At 59.2% G+C, this 17,678-nt stretch carries 18 protein-coding genes; 8 read left to right on the top strand and 10 right to left on the bottom strand.

Translation table 11 applies throughout. The annotated features are described in order from the left end of the window. Positions 1–49 precede the first annotated feature (49 nt). From ribBA to ribA, 7 genes are all read left to right on the top strand, one after another. A complete protein-coding gene (ribBA, locus tag ACURWW_RS12910) occupies positions 50–1,165 on the top strand; it encodes a bifunctional 3,4-dihydroxy-2-butanone-4-phosphate synthase/GTP cyclohydrolase II (RefSeq protein ID WP_445617508.1) in 1,116 nt (371 codons plus the stop codon). Between the two features lie 340 nt (positions 1,166–1,505). Next, complete coding sequence (gene ribH / locus ACURWW_RS12905) at positions 1,506–1,970, top strand: 6,7-dimethyl-8-ribityllumazine synthase (protein WP_445617509.1); 465 nt, start codon at positions 1,506–1,508, stop codon at positions 1,968–1,970. Positions 1,971–2,014: 44 nt separating this feature from the next. After that, positions 2,015–2,455, top strand: a complete 441-nt coding sequence (gene nusB / locus ACURWW_RS12900) for a transcription antitermination factor NusB (protein ID WP_445617510.1) — start codon at positions 2,015–2,017, stop codon at positions 2,453–2,455. Beyond that, the gene (gene thiL, locus ACURWW_RS12895; RefSeq protein ID WP_445617511.1) at positions 2,455–3,432 is read left to right on the top strand and encodes a thiamine-phosphate kinase; all 978 of its coding nucleotides are present in this window, start codon (positions 2,455–2,457) and stop codon (positions 3,430–3,432) included. The genes nusB and thiL overlap by 1 nt, the downstream gene beginning before the upstream one ends. Further along, the gene (locus ACURWW_RS12890; protein ID WP_445617512.1) at positions 3,410–3,901 is read left to right on the top strand and encodes a phosphatidylglycerophosphatase A family protein; all 492 of its coding nucleotides are present in this window, start codon (positions 3,410–3,412) and stop codon (positions 3,899–3,901) included. Before thiL ends, ACURWW_RS12890 begins: the two co-directional genes overlap by 23 nt. A 6-nt stretch (positions 3,902–3,907) precedes the next feature. Next, positions 3,908–4,546: a retropepsin-like aspartic protease family protein gene (locus ACURWW_RS12885; protein WP_445617513.1), complete on the top strand. Its 639-nt coding sequence runs from the start codon at positions 3,908–3,910 to the stop codon at positions 4,544–4,546. A gap of 26 nt (positions 4,547–4,572) precedes the next feature. After that, positions 4,573–5,190 (top strand): GTP cyclohydrolase II, encoded by a 618-nt coding sequence (gene ribA, locus ACURWW_RS12880; protein WP_445617514.1) that lies wholly within the window; start codon positions 4,573–4,575, stop codon positions 5,188–5,190. Between the two features lie 55 nt (positions 5,191–5,245). On the opposite strand, the gene ACURWW_RS12875 is transcribed toward ribA, so the two are convergent. The 4 genes from ACURWW_RS12875 to ACURWW_RS12860 all read right to left on the bottom strand — a co-directional run bounded on the left by ACURWW_RS12875 (position 5,246) and on the right by ACURWW_RS12860 (position 10,493). Continuing rightward, on the bottom strand, positions 5,246–7,219 hold the full coding sequence (locus ACURWW_RS12875) for a response regulator (protein WP_445617515.1): 1,974 nt from the start codon (positions 7,217–7,219) through the stop codon (positions 5,246–5,248). 67 nt (positions 7,220–7,286) lie between these two features. Then, positions 7,287–8,786, bottom strand: a complete 1,500-nt coding sequence (locus ACURWW_RS12870; protein WP_445617516.1) for a sensor histidine kinase — start codon at positions 8,784–8,786, stop codon at positions 7,287–7,289. 141 nt (positions 8,787–8,927) lie between these two features. Further along, positions 8,928–9,158 (bottom strand): histidine kinase dimerization/phospho-acceptor domain-containing protein, encoded by a 231-nt coding sequence (locus tag ACURWW_RS12865; protein WP_445617517.1) that lies wholly within the window; start codon positions 9,156–9,158, stop codon positions 8,928–8,930. A gap of 9 nt (positions 9,159–9,167) precedes the next feature. Beyond that, positions 9,168–10,493, bottom strand: coding sequence for a sigma-54-dependent transcriptional regulator (locus ACURWW_RS12860; protein ID WP_445617518.1), 1,326 nt, complete (start codon positions 10,491–10,493; stop codon positions 9,168–9,170). Positions 10,494–11,311: 818 nt separating this feature from the next. Between ACURWW_RS12860 and ACURWW_RS12855 the strand changes: the two genes are divergently transcribed. Continuing rightward, entirely contained in the window at positions 11,312–11,476 is a 165-nt protein-coding gene (locus ACURWW_RS12855; protein WP_445617519.1) for a DUF1328 domain-containing protein, read from the top strand. An 85-nt stretch (positions 11,477–11,561) separates the two neighbouring features. On the opposite strand, the gene ACURWW_RS12850 is transcribed toward ACURWW_RS12855, so the two are convergent. From ACURWW_RS12850 to ACURWW_RS12825, 6 genes are all read right to left on the bottom strand, one after another. After that, positions 11,562–12,218, bottom strand: a complete 657-nt coding sequence (locus ACURWW_RS12850; protein ID WP_445617520.1) for an MATE family efflux transporter — start codon at positions 12,216–12,218, stop codon at positions 11,562–11,564. Next, positions 12,215–12,940: an MATE family efflux transporter gene (locus ACURWW_RS12845; protein WP_445617521.1), complete on the bottom strand. Its 726-nt coding sequence runs from the start codon at positions 12,938–12,940 to the stop codon at positions 12,215–12,217. The genes ACURWW_RS12850 and ACURWW_RS12845 overlap by 4 nt, the downstream gene beginning before the upstream one ends. A 90-nt stretch (positions 12,941–13,030) precedes the next feature. Continuing rightward, positions 13,031–14,311, bottom strand: a complete 1,281-nt coding sequence (locus tag ACURWW_RS12840) for a DUF418 domain-containing protein (RefSeq protein ID WP_445617522.1) — start codon at positions 14,309–14,311, stop codon at positions 13,031–13,033. A gap of 45 nt (positions 14,312–14,356) precedes the next feature. Beyond that, entirely contained in the window at positions 14,357–16,267 is a 1,911-nt protein-coding gene (gene dxs / locus ACURWW_RS12835; protein WP_445617523.1) for a 1-deoxy-D-xylulose-5-phosphate synthase, read from the bottom strand. Positions 16,268–16,396: 129 nt separating this feature from the next. Next, a complete protein-coding gene (locus ACURWW_RS12830) occupies positions 16,397–17,290 on the bottom strand; it encodes a polyprenyl synthetase family protein (protein ID WP_445617524.1) in 894 nt (297 codons plus the stop codon). Beyond that, positions 17,287–17,535 carry an exodeoxyribonuclease VII small subunit gene (locus ACURWW_RS12825; RefSeq protein ID WP_445617525.1) on the bottom strand — a complete coding sequence of 83 codons (249 nt, stop codon included), beginning with the start codon at positions 17,533–17,535 and terminating at the stop codon, positions 17,287–17,289. Before ACURWW_RS12825 ends, ACURWW_RS12830 begins: the two co-directional genes overlap by 4 nt. Between the last annotated feature and the right edge of the window lie 143 nt (positions 17,536–17,678).

The raw sequence follows: 17,678 nt of genomic DNA, 5'->3' as shown, positions 1-17,678 counted from the left end.
CTGCTAGGCCCCAAAATCACGCTCGCACGACAGCCCGGTAATATCAGCTATGGCACTCAACACAATCGAAGAAATCATCGACGACATCCGTCAGGGCAAAATGGTCATCCTGATGGACGACGAGGATCGCGAGAACGAAGGCGACCTCATCATGGCCGCCGAACAGGTGCGCCCCGACGACATCAACTTCATGGCCACCCATGCGCGGGGCCTCGTCTGCCTCACCTTGACGGAAGACCGCTGCAAACAACTCGACCTGCCGCTCATGGTCCTGGACAACGGCGCCCGCCACTCCACCAACTTCACCGTCTCCATCGAAGCGGCCGAAGGGGTGACCACCGGCATCTCCGCCGCCGACCGAGCGCGCACCGTGCGCACCGCAATCGCACGGGACGCCCGACCCAAGGACATCGTCCAGCCCGGCCACGTCTTCCCGATCGTCGCCCAGGCCGGCGGAGTACTCAGCCGCGCCGGCCACACGGAAGCCGGCTGCGACCTGGCTCGTCTTGCGGGTTACGAGCCAGCCGCGGTCATCGTCGAAATCATGAATGAAGACGGCACCATGGCCCGCCGCCCGGACCTCGAGAAATTCGCCGAAAAGCACAACCTGAAAATCGGCACCATAGCGGACCTGATCCACTACCGCTCGGTGAAGGAAAAGACCGTCGAGTGCATCAACGAGCGGGAAATCAACACCGACTTCGGTGACTTCCGGCTGCTCACCTACCGGGACATCCCCCGCCAGGAAATTCACTTCGCACTGATCAAAGGCTCGATTCAGCCCGACGACCCGACGCTGGTGCGGGTGCACGTGCTGGACGCAGCAAGGGACATCTTCACCATCCGCCGCGCCGACGACAACGACTACCGCTCCTGGAGCTTCCATGACTCCCTGCGCTACGTCTCCGAACAGGGAGCCGGGGTCGTCGTACTCATCTGCCACAGCGATCCGGCCTCCACCATCGAAGAGAGCGTTGACTGGATGCTCTCCGGCAAACAGGCGCGCCCGAGTCAGGACATGGTATACCGGCAAATCGGCACCGGCGCCCAGATACTCCAGGACCTGGGGGTGAAGAAAATGCGCCTCATGTCCGCGCCCCTGCGGTTTACAGCGATTTCCGGCTTCGATCTGGAGGTAGTCGAACAGATCCCGTGCGAGACCTGAGGTAAACGTTTATCAGGAAAACCATCTCCCCGGATACTCGGAAGGGAGTTTGCTGGCGGGGTGAGCTGTTTCAAAACCCTCGCCGCAGGACGCGGCGCGGGAGCTACAGGGAAGTATTCATGCGTTTTTGAAACAGCTCACCCCGTCAGCAAACGGGCTAAGCGGCACCAGCAAACGGGCTAAGTGGCACCAACAAAAGGGCTAACTGGCACCAGCAAACAAGCCAATTAGCGCCAACAAACAAGATAAGCAGCACCCGCAAACGGGATATGCAGCATTCAATTTCAGACGCGCAAAACGCGCACGATAACGACCAACAAAATGCAAAGGTGAGAACAACATGGGCAAAGTAATCGAAGGAGACATGGTTTCCGGGCAAGGACGTTACGCAGTGCTGGTCACACGATGGAACTCCTTCGTGGTGGACCACCTGAAAGAAGGCGCGCTCGACACACTGCGACGGCACGGCGTGAATGAAGACAGCGTGACCCTCTGCTACGTACCCGGCGCCTACGAAATGCCCCTCGTGGCCCAGAAACTCGCCAACTCCGGCAACTACGACGCCATCATCGCACTCGGTGCCGTCATCCGTGGCGGAACACCCCACTTCGACTACGTCGCCGGCGAATGCAGCAAAGGCCTCGCCCAAGCCTCCATGAACAGCGGAGTACCCGTCGCCTTCGGCGTCCTCACCGTCGACAGCATCGAACAGGCCATCGAACGCGCAGGAACCAAAGCGGGCAACAAAGGCGCCGAAGCCGCCGCCACCGCCCTCGAAATGGTCTCCCTGCTCAAACAAATCTAAACATCCCGCATTGCGGGTAACCCTGAAGTCTCAGAGAAGCAACAATGACAGCCTCCACCCCGGCCGCGCGCCACAAAGCTCGTCACTACGCAATGCAGGGCCTCTACCAATGGCAGATGAGCAAACTGGACCCCGGAAAAATCGCCCGGCAGTTCCGCGAAGAATACGACATGACCCATGTGGACGTGGACTATTTTGAAGAGCTGTTAACCACAATTCCAAACCGGACCGACGACCTCGACCAGAGCTTTGCGCCACTCCTTCAGGACCGCAGTCTCGAAGAGCTCGACCCCATCACCCTGGCTCTTCTGCGCATTGCCAGCTACGAACTCGTCAGTCGCATCGACGTCCCCTACCGGGTCGTCATCAATGAAGCCGTTGGCCTCGCCAAAAAATTCGGCGCGGCCGATAGCCACAAGTTCATCAATGGAGTAATGGACAAAGCGGCGGTCAAGCACCGCCCGCTCGAAATCAAAGGACGATAATGGCCCTCGATGAATTCGAACTGATTGAAAAATACTTTCATCGCCAGCTTGGTGGATACGGTGTCCTGCTGGGCATCGGCGACGATTGCGCCCTCCTGCAGATACCGGAGGGAAAGGCACTGGCCACCAGCATGGACACCCTGGTGGCCGACCGACACTTCCCCGGGAATGGCGATCCGGAACTGATCGCCCAGCGGGCTCTGCGCGTGAACCTCAGTGACCTGGCCGCCATGGGCGCCGAGCCCCTGTGGTTCACACTCGGACTGACGCTCCCTTCGGCCGACCCATACTGGCTGGAAGGGTTCAGCCGTGGGCTCCAGGGTGCGGCTGACCAGTTCCGGTGTACCCTGGTCGGTGGCGACACCACCCGCGGGCCGCTGACCATCACAATCCAGGTGATGGGCGCAGTCGAACCAAAACGAGCACTGACCCGCGGCAACGCGCGCCCGGGAGACATAATCTACGTGACGGGCACCGTCGGGGATGGAGCCGCGGCCCTTGCCGTTCTCCAGCGCGAATTCCAGGTGGGCAAAGCGGCCTTCGACTATTTCATGGCCCACTACTATCGGCCCCTTCCCCGATTGCGGGAAGCCCAGGCACTGGCTGGAATCGCATCAGCCGCAATCGATGTCTCGGACGGACTGCTGCAGGATCTGGGGCATATCTGCGAGGCCAGCGGCGTGGGCGCCGTACTGCAAGTCGAGCGCCTGCCCCTCTCCGAAGCCCTCGCCAAACTCGCAGGATTTGAGCAAAGCATCGAATGGGCGCTTGCGGGCGGTGACGATTACCAGCTCTGCTTCACAGTATCCCAGCAGCAGCGCTATAAAGTGGAGAAACTGATCGCCGACCGCAAACTGACTGCGCGGGCCATCGGCATGATCGACAAAGGACGCGGCGTAAAGTGCGTCCACAAAGGCCAGCCTTACTCCGTCAAAAATACAGGGTACCGACACTTTGACACAGCTACCGACACCTAGCTTCAGCGAGTTGCTGCGCAATCCTGCGCAATGGCTGGCCTTCGGCTTCGGCAGCGGCCTCGCTCCCAAAGCCCCCGGAACTTTCGGAACGGTTGCAGCCATTCCGTTCTACTTCCTGATGCGCGACCTGTCACTGCCGGTCTACCTGGCCGTTGTGGTCGTCACCTTCGCGTTGGGTATCTGGCTTTGCGAAGTTGCCGCGCGCGCCCAACAGGTCCATGACCATCCGGGAATCGTCTGGGACGAGATGGTCGGCTATTGGCTCACCATGGTACTCGCCCCTTCGGGCTGGATGTGGCCGCTGCTGGGGTTCATCCTGTTTCGCTTTTTCGACATTCTCAAACCGTGGCCAATCGGCTGGGTGGACCGGCGTGTGCGCGGTGGGCTCGGCATCATGTTGGACGACATCATCGCCGCGGTTTATGCTCTTGCGTGCCTGCAACTGATCGCCTACTTGAGCATGGGGTAAACCACTGTGCGACACTCACTGCTAATCTGCGCCATTCTCCTCGCCATTTCCCCCGCCGGCTGGGCGTTGGAGGTCACGGTCAAGGGGCTGTTTCAGGGCGGCGCGATCCTCGAAGTGGACGGAAAGCGGCGCATGCTCCGCACCGGGCAGCGCAGCCCTGAAGGCGTGTTGCTGGTCTCGGCGGATATGAAACAGGCAGTGCTCGAGATCGACGGAAAGCAGGAGAAGCTGGGGATCTCCCGCAGTATCTCCAATCGCTATCAGGAGCGGAGCAAACCCGAGGTAAGGATCGCTTCCGGTGAGGGTGGGCATTATTTTACCCCTGGTCGTATCAACGGCCAGGCCGTGGACTTTCTGGTGGACACCGGCGCGACGGCCGTTGCCATGAACCTCCCCACGGCCCAGCGCCTGGGTTTGAACTACCGCGCCGGCCAGCGCGTATCGGTCAGCACCGCCAGCGGCGTGGATTCCGCCTACCGCGTGGTGCTCGACAGCGTCCGGGTGGGGACAATCGAGGTGAGGAATGTGGAAGCCGTGGTGTCCATGGGGGATTTTCCCCGCGAAATACTCCTGGGAAACAGCTATCTGAATCGCGTGGGTCTGCGACGTGAGGCCGGCGTTCTGATTCTGGAAGCCCAATACTGAATTATTGATGAGAATGAGCAGTTACAGTGACTATGCGTTTTGTTGAATCATCCAAGTTGCCGACCCCCTGGGGCATGTTCCAGATGTACGGTTTCGAAGACACCGCGACGGAGAAGGAACACATCGCATTGACCATGGGGGACGTGGGCAACGGGGAGCCAGTGCTTGCGCGTATTCACTCGGAATGTCTGACCGGCGACGCCTTGTTCAGTCTGCGTTGCGACTGCGGCGCGCAGCTCCAGGCGGCAATGCACCGCATCTCGGTGGAGGGCCGCGGAGTCATCTTTTACCTGCGCCAGGAAGGCCGTGGGATCGGTCTGCTCAATAAGATCAAGGCCTACCATCTGCAGGATAAGGGAGCGGATACAGTTGAAGCCAATGAACAACTGGGCTTCGGGGCCGACATGAGAGATTACTCCATCCTGCGCGATATGCTCGAGTACCTCCACATCGAGCAGGTCCGGCTCATGACCAACAATCCCAAAAAAGTAGACGCGTTGAAGTCGCTGGGGATTCAGGTGGTGGAGCGCATCCCCCACCAGACCGGGCGCAACCCGCACAACATCAAATACCTCGAAACCAAAAAGGGAAAACTGGGCCACCTTTTCGACGAGACGGAAGACCCCGATCAAACCGGGTCCTGAGCGACCTGCTGTTTTGGCCAGCCGCTGTAGTCCCAGAATGCGGAGCGTCCGCTGTTCAGGTGATCGCGCTGAGAGCCTGCTCAAGTTCGGAAAGGCCAAGCGGTTTGGTCAGGTGGCGGGAAATCCCTGCTTTCTGTTCCCGCTCCACATCGCCCGAATACCCGCTCAGCGTGATGAAACGGGTCGCGGAGTGCCCCTCGCGGCGCAGTTCTTCGACCAATTGATAGCCACTCATGTCGGGCAGACTCAAATCCACCAGAGCAAGAAAAGGTGTTTGTCCTTCTGCGACCCTCAGGGCCTGGGCCGCGCAATCAGCTTCCAGCACTTCCCACCCCAGAAGATCGAGGATCTCCCGGGTGGCGCGACGCACGTCCGCGTTGTCCTCCACCAGCAGCACCAGATTTTTGCGTGTGGTGCCCGGCTCCGGCTCGTCTTCCTCAGGGGGCACCCGGGCCGCCAGCAAGGTGCGTGCGGCGCTCAGAAGCGCTGACTCCTCAACCGGTTTGCTCAGGTAGTCGTCGCAGCCGGCGGTGATACAACGCTCCTTTTCACCCTGCATGGTAGCGGCGGTCAGAGCCAGGATCGGGCACTGGCAGCCATCCCTGCGAAGCTGAGTGCTCGCCGCCAGACCGTCCATCCCCGGCATCTGCATGTCCATGATAATCAGATCGAACGGTTCCCCCCGGGTGCAAGCGTGGTGATAGTGGTCCACCGCTTCATCCCCGTCGCTGGCGCAGGTGACATCTGCGCCCGCGTTGAAAATCATTTCCCCAACCAAGCGGCGGATATCCGGGAGGTCGTCAACCACCAGTACCCGACCGGAAATGCGAATCTGCTCTGGTTTCAGGTCGGTGCCGGCTTTCCTGTACATGGCGAGCGGCGCGAAGGACACATCGGACAAAGGGCCAGCGTCCACCGACAGGGTAAAAGTACTGCCCTGCCCGGCCTCGCTGCTCACCTGGATATCGCCGCCCAATCTCGCTGCCAGCTGCTTGCTGATGGTCAGACCGAGGCCGCTCCCTTCGTTGGCCAGGAGTCGCCCTTCATCGCCCTGGGAAAAGGGCTGGAATAGCTTGCCCAGGTATTCGGGATCGATCCCTACGCCGGTGTCCCGCACTTCGAAACGGATCTGGGACAGGTCGCGATGGGGCGCGAGCACCTTGATATGTACGGAGCCGTGCTCGGTGAACTTGATCCCGTTGCCGATCAGATTGATGAGAATCTGTCGAAGCCGGATCGGATCCGTCTCGATGTGAGTGGGTAGTGGACGGTCCGCGCTGAATCGCAGCGACAGGTTCTTCTCCCGGGCTGCAACCTCCATGAGCGAGCGAAGGTCGGTCAGGAAACTGTTCAGGTCGACTCGCTGCCTGTTAATCTCCAGCTTTCCAGCCGCAATCTTCGAAAGATCGAGAACATCGTTGAGCAGGCTCAGCAAGTGCTGGCCATTGCGCTTGATAGTCAAAAGGTCCGCCTGGTCCTTCCCTTCGTTCTGGCGGTGCAGCAGAATATCGGTATAGCCGAGGATGGCAGTCAGCGGTGTTCGCAGTTCGTGACTCAAATGCGCAAGGAACTCACTTTTCGAGCGACTTTCCGCTTCGGCGCGAAGCCGTTCGAGGCGTTCCGTTTCAACCTCACGGCGGGCTACGGCGTATCGAATGGCGCGCGCCAGCCGGGCGCCATTGAGTTGCGATTTCACCAGGTAATCGACGGCCCCTGCGCGAAGTGCATTGAGATCCAGCGCGGTATCATCCTGACCGGTGAGCATGATGATCGGCGCTGAAAACCCCAACCGGGGGGCCTCCTCCAGCAAAATCAGACCGTCATCCTGACCTAAGCGATAGTCGAGGAGGCAAACGTCGTGCTCGTTTCGCTGGAGCGCATCCCGTGCGAGTGCGGCGTTGGGCGCCCACTCCAGGCTGTACTGACCTTTTGCAATCTCGTCGAGCAGATCGCGAGTGAGCACGTAATCGTCCTCATCGTCCTCAATAAGCAGCAGCTTGATATTCATCATGTTGCTCGACAGAAACATAGGCCGTCCGCCTCGTGAGAACGCCGGTCGGCCGCACGGCGACCTATCGTGAGACGATCCGCGGCACTCATGGCGTCAATTCCGGCGCGGCTTTCATTTCGACTTGCTGCTGTAGCGGCAACTCGATCGTGAACCGGGTTCCCTGTCCGGGGGAGCTCGAAACCGCAATGGAGCCGCCGTGCCGCTCGACCACCCGCCGGCAAACCGCCAAACCGATACCGGACCCGGAGTACTCGCCACGTCCGTGCAGGCGCTGAAAAGGGGTGAAAATGCGTTCAGCATAGCGTTGGTCGAACCCGATTCCGTTGTCGGATACGGTAATTCGACACCATTGTCGGCTGTCAGAGTCAGTTCCGTTTACAAAAGTTTCTGCGTTCACCCGAATGTGGGGTCGCTCTCCTTCAGCGGTAAATTTAAGCGAGTTGGAAAGAAGATTCTGCAACAGTTGTCGCATTTGTGTGGGATCCGCATCGATATTCGGCAGCGGCCCGCGTTCGATACAAGCGCCCTTGGTGTCCGCGGATTCACTCAAGTTATCCAGCACATCGTCCAGCGCTGATTGCAGAGAGATGGTTTCGAAGTCACCGGGGCGGGTACTGACGCGGGAAAATTCCAGCAGGTCATTGATCAACAACGACATTCGCTCTGCCGCAGCCTGCATGCGACCGATATAGTCCAGACCGTCCGCCCCGATTTGTTCACCGGAAAATTTGTCCTTCAGGCGATCACCAAAAGCACGAATCTTTCGCAGAGGTTCCTGAAGGTCATGGGAAGCGACGAAAGCAAAATCCTGTAGCTCACGGTTGCTGCGCCGCAGTTCTTCGGAGTAGCGCTCAATTTCCAGCGTCCGCTCACTGACGATGGCTTCCAGTTCTTCGTTGGTGAGCGCCAGCTTCTCTGCGTCTTCCTGCTGCTTTCGGATCGCACGTTGGATGAGGATGTAGACAGCGCCAATTAACAAGAGGCTGGTGAAGGTCGCCACAGCGATGGTGAATGTAACCTGCTGACGACTTTGCGAGGCCGCATTTCGCTGCTGGCTCATGCGAGTGTACTCGCGCTGCTCCATTTCCGCGACAAGCTCCCGGATCTCCCTCATCAGGGCGTACCCTGTGTCTGATCGCTCCAGACTGAACGCCGCCTGGTTGAGATCGCTTCTGCTGAGGGCGACTACCCGTTCCATTTCGCCGGTTTTCCGGCCAATCAGATCAATCAGTTGTTCAATACTGTTTTGCTGGCGGGGCAACTCCGATCGGAGCGTCGTTAAAATGGTGAGATGGCCCTGCATGTTTGCGAGGGCGTTTTCATAGGGTTCCAGATGCTTTTCTTCGCCGGACAGCAGATACCCCCGCTGTCCGGTTTCGGCATCCTGAAGGGCTGAGAATGTATCCTTGAGCGCAACCAGAAAATTCAGCGTCCTCTGGACGTTGTTCTCTTTCCGAACCAGGTCGCCGATCGCGAGATAGGAAACGGAAGCATTAAGAACCAGCAGAGCCACCAGCAGCCCAAAACCAATCGCTTGCTGGCCAGAGGTGTTCTGAACGAAAGCTTTGACAGTCTGATATCGCACTTTGAACTAGCCCGACGTAGTCACTGCAGCCATGCGGCGGAATGGGGGGCGTTCACGTACTCTTCGAGAAAACACGGGAAAACGCCCGCCCGGCGATTCATATGCGGGACACACATCAGCGCTGGCAGCTTGTGCGGGTAGCTAATCCTCTTTGGACTTTGTGGAGGACTCCAGAACCGTGCCGCAGTTCTTGCACTCCTGCAGAATCCGGTCGATGTAGGTCACCACATCTTCGGGGTCGCCGGCACGCTGAAGCTTCAACTTGATCAGCTCCGCGTTCATGGAGATGCTGTTGAGCGGGTTACGCAGATCGTGAGCGACCTTGGACAAAGTTTTCGCGACTGAGTCGGCATCCGAATTTGATTGAATCATAGAATGGACTTAGCCAACCTCTTGCTTTTCATAGGCGTTAAGTCGGTTGTACAGCGTCTTTAAGCTGATACCCAACATTTTCGCAGCATTCTGTTTGTCTCCCCCCACTTGTTGCAGGGTGAGCTTGATCAACTCCTTTTCCATCTCACTGATGGTTTTACCGGCCCGCAGCCCTGGCTGGGCCGTACGTTCCTTGGCAAACGGTGACGCCAGCTCGCCGGGCAGATTGAGGTGACGGTTGCTTGGCGAGGTCATGATGAAGGCGCGGTGCACCGCATGGCGAAGTTCGCGAATGTTTCCTGGCCAGTCGTATGCCTGCAACCGCTCGATAGCTCCGTCGTCCAACTCCAGGTTCGTGTCGTTTTGGGCATTCAGGTCGGCAAGGAACGATCGCGCCAGCAACGGAATATCCTCCTTGTGAGTGCGCAGCGGTGGCACAGAGATCGGGAACACGGCCAGGCGGAAGTAGAGATCCTCGCGCAGGCATTCCTCCTCTGCCAGTTGCTCCAGCGGCCGGTTCGTGGCCGATATAATGCGACAATCAACGGGAATCTTCTGGGTGGAGCCGAGACGGGTGATCTGATGGGTTTCCAACACTCGCAGCAAGGTGGGCTGCAAGTCGATGGGCATCTCGGTTACCTCATCCAGAAACAGAGTTCCGCCATTGGCCTGCTCAAAGAACCCAACGCGACGACTGACAGCTCCGGTGAACGCACCCTTCTCGTGGCCGAACAGCTCGCTGCTGATCAGCTCCCGGGAAATGGCACCGCAGTTCGCAGCAATAAACGGGCCAGAGGTGCCACTGGCGCGATGAATCGCCTGGGCCACCAACTCCTTACCCACACCACTTTCGCCCTGGATCAGAACATTGGCTCGCGTGGCGGCCACCCGCTCGATCATCTGATAGAGCTCCTGCATCTGTGGCGATTCGCCAATCAGCGCACCGAAGTGTCGGCTGCCTAATTCTTCCGTATTGTCCGCCGATGTGGCTCGATCAATCAGAGAGCGGAGATCGTCCAGATTGATGGGCTTGATCAGATAACTGATGTTGGGACCAAGGACAGTCTTGACCAGCGATTTCACTGCTGTGTTGCCGGTAATGATAGCCACATGGGGCTGAACGCTCTTCTTCGGCAACCCCTCGAGCACCTCGAAACCGCTGCCGTCGGGAAGCATCAAATCGAGCAAAACAATATCGAACGACTGAGACCGGATGGCCTCCAGGCCATCACGAATATTGCCGGCAGTGGTCACCTTGTGACCGAGCATCGTCAAGAGTTCACTTGTGCTGTGTACGAAACTATCGTCGTCATCAACCAATAAAATTGATGCCACCGTCAGATCTCCTCGAAAAATCTTTAATCCGCGACTATAGCAATCTGCCGGTCACGTTACCAACAGGAATTGCCGCACAATGAACGAGTTACAGATATAACCGCTTGCGCAATTTGTAAAACTTACAAAACCTCAGACGCCATACCTCAGGCGTCAAAATGAAGTCTGGCTGCCCCGGGGATCCTGCGCCGTCTCTGCTTAATGGGGAGACGCTCACGAGCGGAAGCGCCGCAACTGATTCTACTCAACCGTGCGGGCGCACCACGTGAGGGATCACTTGGGTTCTCGCTTCGGTCCGCTGTAAACCCTCTGGAACGTGGTTGCGAGTTCGAGATCCGCCTAGAGAATCTGCGCTTTGACCCGATCGGCAGCACCAACTTTTCGCCTTCACCTGACGCAGCATCCTATTATCCGTTTCGCAGCATCGAAAGTGCGTAAGGCCGTGCCTTGCTCCGTAAGCATTGACCATCGCTGCCATCATAAGATCCAGTCGCGCCAATCGGACCCTCGGGAATGTGGGGTAGGCAAAGCGGAGCTCGGCCATTGCGAAAGCCGTGCCAGGCACAGGTCGCGTCCTGCCCAACCTCATGGGGCGGAGGTGCCGAACTATTGCAAACAATACAGTCCCTGCAGTAAACGTCACACTCAGTCCGGTCCCTTTGCAAACTTCCGCTCTAAAGGGCCTGCACGCACAGGGAATGATCAGGCCGGATGGCACGGAAGTTGAGAGTCGGAAATGGAGAGTTGAATGCTGAGTATGCTGTAACAGCTTCACCAACAGTCGACGTCGGTACGTCGACCAACGGGAGGATGGATTTGTGCTGTATTATTCAATCGTGTTTTTCATAATCGCATTGGTTGCCGCCGTGCTGGGGTTTGGGGGGTTGGCCGGTACCATGGCCGGGATTGCCCAGGTCCTGTTCTGGATCTTTATCGTACTGTTTGTTATCTCCCTCATCTTCGGCCGGCGCGGGAGACCATAGCCCGGTTGATCGCTAGTGCCGGCCCTCTCGTGGAATGTTGGGTGACGATTGGGTTGCTCAACACCCGAGACCGGCGGGACACCGTTCAATGAGAGGCTCGGCTGGTTTCCGCCTGTTTCCGTTCAGGGGCGCCAGGCCGAAGCGTCCGCTCAATGCGGTAGTAACCCGGAACGAGAGTAAGGGCTCGCGCGACCACATAGACGATAAACGCTGCCCAGAGCCCGTGATTGCCAAACCTTCCCAGCGCCCACGAAGCGATCATGAAGATGGTGATGGACAGGAGGGCAGCGTTGCGCATGTCCCGCGTGCGCGTGACCCCGATAAAGACCCCGTCCAGCTGAAAGGCCGCAACCGAAAGGAAGACGTAAACCGCCGACCAGGGCAGAAACTCGGAAGCATTCCCGCGGACCTGAGGGAGATCGGTCAATGTGTCGATGGCGTACTGACCGAAAAAATAGATACCCGTCGCGAGCAAGAGGGCAGTTATCACTGCGAGTTGGCTGGACAGAAACATGGAGCGGCGGAATTCGTAAAGCTTCCTGGCCCCGAGGAATCGCCCTGCCAGTGACTCTAGGACGAAGGCGTATCCGTCCAGGAAGAACGCACTGAACGAAACCAGTTGCAGCAGAATGTGATTGCTTGCGAGTACAGCGTCCCCGTATCGTGCGCTTTGGTTTGCAAACCAGGCAAACCCGAAGACCAGGGTGAGGGTTCGCACGAGAATATCGACGTTAGCGGTCATGGTGCGCTTAAGCTTCCTGGGGTCGGCCACACGCCGCCAGGCCCAGAATCCTTCGGTGTCTCGGTGTCTCGGTGTCGCCTTCGCAGGATTGCCAACAGAATTGCGAGCGCCAGGATACAGCTGATCCACTCGGCAATGACTGTTCCTAATGCAATCCCTTGCGCGCCCATCCCGAGCACGCCAGCAAAATAGATATCGAGAACAATGTTGAGGCCATTCAGAATCAACTGGACGGATAACAATGTTCTGCTTTTCCCCAGACCGATCAGTGTACCCACGATTGCGAATGTCGCGAGTGTGGCGGGCGCTCCCCAGATCCTGATCCGGAAATAATCCGCTGCTACACTTTCCACTTCGGCGCTTGCATCTAGGAGCAAAAAAGCGACTTCTGCCAGCGGCCACTGCAGGCTTGTCAGCACAGAACCAATTGCCAGCGCAACGAGCAGGGCACGGCCCAGAGTGGCTCGGACTTCCGGCTCCTGCCTTGCTCCGGCTGCCTGAGCGACAAAACCGGTTGTCCCCATTCTCAGGAAGCCGAAACTCCAATATACAAAGCTGAAGATCACGGCGCCGAGGGCGATGGCGCCCAGTTGCGCCGCACTGCCGAAGTTGCCGATCACGGCAGTATCCACGAGACCCAGTGTCGGAACCGCCGCGTTAGCAAGGATGATTGGCCATGCCTTGGCAAGAATACCGCGCCGGGTCAGGGTGCTTCGAGCCATCAAGAAATCCTGCTTGTGTGCTGTGATTGGTGCCGCAAACTCCGGGCGCTGCGCAACGGGAGCGGGTGAGGTTGGTTCGGCTTGTATGGACTACCTGTTGTGAAGGCGCAAAATCGGCAACCGAAAGAAAGTGAGACCTCGCCAGAGCCACTCGAGGGGTCCATAGCGAAAATGGCTGAGCCACAACAGGGAAAAGCCAATCTGAATAATCCAGATGGCCACCACGACCCCCATCAACTGCAACCGGTCAAGTTGGCCGAAAAGGGCAAGGCCGTAACCGTAAAAAATTCCCGTGCAAATCACCGATTGGCCGATGTAATTGGTGAACGCCATGCGCCCGACGGAGCGAAGCCCGTGCCCGAGGCCACTGACCCCGTTTTGCCACAGGACCACCATGCCGCAGAGATAGCCGATCACCAGCGGCGGTGTGGCCAGGTGATTGTAGGCGAGCCCCGCAAAGAGTCCATAACGGATGTCCCAATCGTGGGCGTAGTTGCGCCACAAACCGAAACCGGCAAGGAAGACCCCCACACCCAAGCCCCAAATGGCCGCGCGGCGATAAAAGATTTTGCTTCGTTGCCCGGTGACGATCCCCCACGAGTAGAAAGCCATTCCAACCAGCATTAAACCGAACGCGCGGGCCAGCCCCTGGGCCACATAGACCCTTGAGACGAGATTCATGGCGGGGTCGGTCAGGTGTTCGGGAAACGCAGTGCGAAAACTCAGTTGCTCCGCGTAGCCGCTCAGGCGCACAGTGGTTTCGAAGGCAACGTCCTGCTCGCTCGGGGCCCAGGTGGGCTCCAGGTTGGCGAGGGAGAAATCCGCCATTTCGTCCAGGGCGCGCTGGCCGCTGAGATCGAGGGCAATCGCGGACAGGAAGATGAGGAGCCCAGCTGCGCATTGGAGCGTGGGTGGTAGCCTCCACAGCGGATAGAGGAGGAAGCTGCAGAGGGCGTAATACAGCAGAATGTCCCCCTCCCAGAGGAAATACCCGTGGAGGAACCCGAACACCAGCAGCCACCAGTTTCGGAGGTAAGAGAAAGGCAGGCTTGGAACGCCGCGTGCGCGCAGTTTGTGGATGAACAGCATTACGCTGCTGCCGAACAACAGTGAGAACAGCCCCATGAATTTCTGATCGGCAAAAATGTGGGTAAAGCCATAGATCAGATGGCTGGAGAGACGATCGCCCATGTAGGCCTGGGGGTTCAGGTAGGCTGCCGCGGGCATTCCGAAGGCCACGATATTCATCACCAGAATGCCGCAGACCGCCACCCCGCGGATCAGGTCCACCACGTCGAACCGTGTCGTGGCGGGGGGAAACTCCGGTAAGCCAGGTGGCCGACCGGCCGGGCTCGGGGTGTCCATGGTCATGGAATGGCTGCTTCCTTGGCGGCCCCGGGACGGTCTCCCCTTCGGTCAGAGAGCGGCCGTGCTTCCGGAGTCGAGGCTTTTCAGGCGACCCCTGATGCTTGCCAGCAGTTTTTCCGGAGTCAGTCCCACCAGCTCCTGCAGTTGATCGCGTGTACCGTGCTCGATGAGCCCATCGGGCAGCCCCAGGTTCATGATTGGCACCACCATCCCGACCTGGGCCAGATATTCGTTAACCGCCGAACCGGCGCCGCCCATGACCGTATTCTCTTCGAGCGTGACGAGCAGATCAAAGCGGCTTGCCAAATCTTCCACTGCCTGATGATCCAGTGGTTTCACAAACCGCATATCCCAGACCTCGGCATCCAGCTGATCGCCAACGCGCAGGGCGGTCGGGAGCAAGGTGCCAAAGTTGAGAATTGCCACCCGCCGGCCTTCCCGGCGACATACAGCCTTGCCAATGGCAAGCTCCTGCATGTCCGTGTCTATTTCCACGCCGACGCCCGCACCGCGGGGGTACCGTACCGCGGCCGGGCCGGGGTGCAGGTAGGCGCTGTACAGGAGATGGCGGCACTCATTCTCGTCGCTTGGGGCCGCGATAATCATGTTCGGCACGCAACGCAGATAGGACAGATCATAGTTTCCCGAATGCGTGGGGCCGTCCTCTCCGACGATGCCGGCCCGGTCAATGGCGAAGGTCACGTTCAAATTCTGAATCGCCACGTCGTGAATCAGCTGGTCATACGCGCGCTGAAGAAAGGTGGAATAAATGGCTACCACTGGTTTGTAGTCCTCGCAGGCCAGCCCGGCCGCCAGCGTGACTGCGTGCTGTTCAGCGATGGCCACATCGTGAAAGCGTTCGGGATACCGGCTCGCGAACTCCACCATACCCGAGCCCTCGCACATGGCGGGGGTTATCCCGACCAGGCGCTGATCCGCCGCTGCCATATCGCAGAGCCACTGGCCGAACACATCCTGGTACTTGGGCGCCTTGGGTTTGCGTGGTTCGGCCGGCTTAACCTTGGGCGCAGGCTCCAGCTTGTTGAGGGCGTGGTAACCCACCGGGTCCTCTTCCGCTGGCACGAAGCCCTTGCCTTTGCGGGTAATGATATGCAGCAGCTTGGGCCCGCCCACCTGGCGCAGATTCCGCAGGTAACTGACGAGGCTCTGCAGATCGTGGCCATCGATGGGGCCGACGTAGTTGAAGCCGATTTCCTCGAACAGGGTGCCCGGGGACACGAAGCCCTTCATGTGTTCTTCAGTGCGGCGGGCAAATTCCCACGCGGGTGGGATCTTTTCGAGCACCCGCTTGCTGCCTTCGCGCATGGAGTTGTAAAAACGGCTGGCCCAGATCTTGGAAAAATACGTGGCCAGACCGCCCACGTTTTTGGATATCGACATGCTGTTGTCGTTGAGAACCACCAGCAAATCGTTCCCCGTGTGGGCAGCGTGGTGCAGCGCTTCGAAGGCCATTCCCGCAGTCATGGCGCCGTCGCCGATTACAGCAACGTTCTTTCGCTCGCTTCCCGCCAGATCGCTCGCCAGAGCCATACCCAGTGCGGCACTGATGGATGTACTGGAATGACCCACTCCGAAAGTGTCGTAATCGCTCTCAGTCCGCTTGGGGAAGCCGCTGATGCCGCCGAACTGGCGCACACTCAGGAGGGCTTCCCGCCTGCCCGTGAGAATCTTGTGGGGGTAGGTCTGATGGCCGACGTCCCAGACCAGCCGGTCATCGGGTGTGTTGTAAATGTAGTGCAGCGCAATGGTCAGCTCCACCACGCCGAGCCCCGCACCGAAATGGCCGCCCGTCTGTCCCACGCAGTACAGCAGGTATTCGCGCAACTGATGGGCCAGCTCCGGGAGTTGCTTTTCGTCAAACGCGCGCAGGTCCGCGGGACTGTCGATGCGGTCCAGCAGTGGTGTGTCGGGACGTTGTGTCGGAATCTCTTTAAACATCAGCCTTCAACTGTCGTGGCATTTGCCCGTGGGCCAGGGAGCGGGGCCAGGAATTGTATTGCGGGTGCTTGGCTATTGATAGTCTCGGCTGCCTGCGAAGCGTCACCCAGCGACCGACCCGCGGGAGCCTCAACTCGCCCGCGCCACAATGAACCCGGAGAGCGCCCGGAGAGGCTCTGCCTGATCATCGAAGTCCGAGAGCGCCCGAAGGGCGCTCTCGTGGAGCTGCCGCGCCTTGCTCCGGGCCTCCTCCAGCCCGAGCAGGGATACATAAGTGGGCTTCTGGCGCAGGGCATCCGCTCCTTGCTGTTTCCCCGTAACCTCCGTGCTCCCGGTCACGTCCAGAATGTCATCCTGAACCTGAAAGGCAAGCCCGACACAGGCGGCGTATTCGGTCAGCGCGGTCAGTTGCGCCGGGCTGGCCGTTTCGGTGGCCAGTGCTCCCAGCACCACACTGGCCTGAATGAGCGCTCCAGTTTTGTACCGATGGATCGTTTCCAGCTCGGGTAGGGCGAGGCGCCGGCCCACGGCCGACAGGTCCAGAGCCTGACCGCCCACCATCCCGCTGCTGCCAGAGGCGGCGGCGAGATGTCTCACCATGGACAACACCGTGGCTGGTTGCAGCCCGTCGATACCGGCAAGCACTTCGAAGGCAAGCGTAAGCAGCGCATCGCCCGCCAGAATGGCAGTGGCCTCACCGAAGGCGATGTGGCATGTTGGCCGACCGCGCCGCATGTCGTCATCGTCCATTGCGGGCAGGTCGTCATGAATCAGGCTGTAGGCGTGAATGCACTCCAGCGCGCAAGCGGCCGCATCCACCGCGGGAGACAACGCCCCGACCGCCTCAGCGCTCGCGTAAGCCAAAACCGGTCGAATGCGCTTTCCGCGTCCCGCCAGGCTGTATTGCACGGCCTGAGACAGGGAGGACGAAGGGCTGTCGGCCTTCAGCTTTTCCAGTTGTTGCTCAAGGATGCGAGTGCTGCGTTCCTGATAATGTTTCAGGAACTCGTCAATGCTTGTCATTCCGCTCCGTCTTCCTGGAAGTCCACCGTGGTCACGCGACCATTCTCTTCCATCAGCTTCTTGACGCGCTGTTCGGCCTGAGCCAGTTGCGTCTGACACTCCCGAGTGAGCTTGACGCCCTCCTCGAATGCTTCCAGGGACTGCTCGAGGCTGAGGTCGCCGGCTTCCATCTTGCCGACCAGCGCCTCCAGCTTGCTCAGGGCCTGTTCAAAATCGACGGATGTTGGCTGGGTCTTGGCGGGCATGGGCTCCTCGCTGCAGGGGGTTCAGGCACTTTGCCGCGCTCGTGAGGCGCGTCAAAGTGCCGACATTTTACCGCAAGTGACTCCGCTTGTATTCCGGGGCGTGCCTCCTCCTTGAAGACATATCGCACACATATGGTCGCGTT

The sequence above is a fragment of the Gilvimarinus sp. F26214L genome, assembly GCF_054401055.1.
Note: the sequence above shows the minus strand (reverse complement) of the source record. Positions and strands in the feature narration are given on the sequence as shown.

Excerpts from the sequence above, each read along its gene's own strand:
- ribH (WP_445617509.1), top strand. The coding sequence starts at position 1,506 with ATGGGCAAAGTAATCGAAGGAGACATGGTTTCCGGGCAAGGACGTTAC.
- nusB (WP_445617510.1), top strand. The coding sequence starts at position 2,015 with ATGACAGCCTCCACCCCGGCCGCGCGCCACAAAGCTCGTCACTACGCA.
- ACURWW_RS12865 (WP_445617517.1), bottom strand. The coding sequence starts at position 9,158 with ATGATTCAATCAAATTCGGATGCCGACTCAGTCGCGAAAACTTTGTCC.
- thiL (WP_445617511.1), top strand. The coding sequence starts at position 2,455 with ATGGCCCTCGATGAATTCGAACTGATTGAAAAATACTTTCATCGCCAG.
- ACURWW_RS12845 (WP_445617521.1), bottom strand. The coding sequence starts at position 12,940 with ATGGCTCGAAGCACCCTGACCCGGCGCGGTATTCTTGCCAAGGCATGG.
- ACURWW_RS12825 (WP_445617525.1), bottom strand. The coding sequence starts at position 17,535 with ATGCCCGCCAAGACCCAGCCAACATCCGTCGATTTTGAACAGGCCCTG.
- ribBA (WP_445617508.1), top strand. The coding sequence starts at position 50 with ATGGCACTCAACACAATCGAAGAAATCATCGACGACATCCGTCAGGGC.
- ACURWW_RS12850 (WP_445617520.1), bottom strand. The coding sequence starts at position 12,218 with ATGACCGCTAACGTCGATATTCTCGTGCGAACCCTCACCCTGGTCTTC.
- ACURWW_RS12830 (WP_445617524.1), bottom strand. The coding sequence starts at position 17,290 with ATGACAAGCATTGACGAGTTCCTGAAACATTATCAGGAACGCAGCACT.
- ACURWW_RS12875 (WP_445617515.1), bottom strand. The coding sequence starts at position 7,219 with ATGTTTCTGTCGAGCAACATGATGAATATCAAGCTGCTGCTTATTGAG.
- dxs (WP_445617523.1), bottom strand. The coding sequence starts at position 16,267 with ATGTTTAAAGAGATTCCGACACAACGTCCCGACACACCACTGCTGGAC.
- ACURWW_RS12840 (WP_445617522.1), bottom strand. The coding sequence starts at position 14,311 with ATGACCATGGACACCCCGAGCCCGGCCGGTCGGCCACCTGGCTTACCG.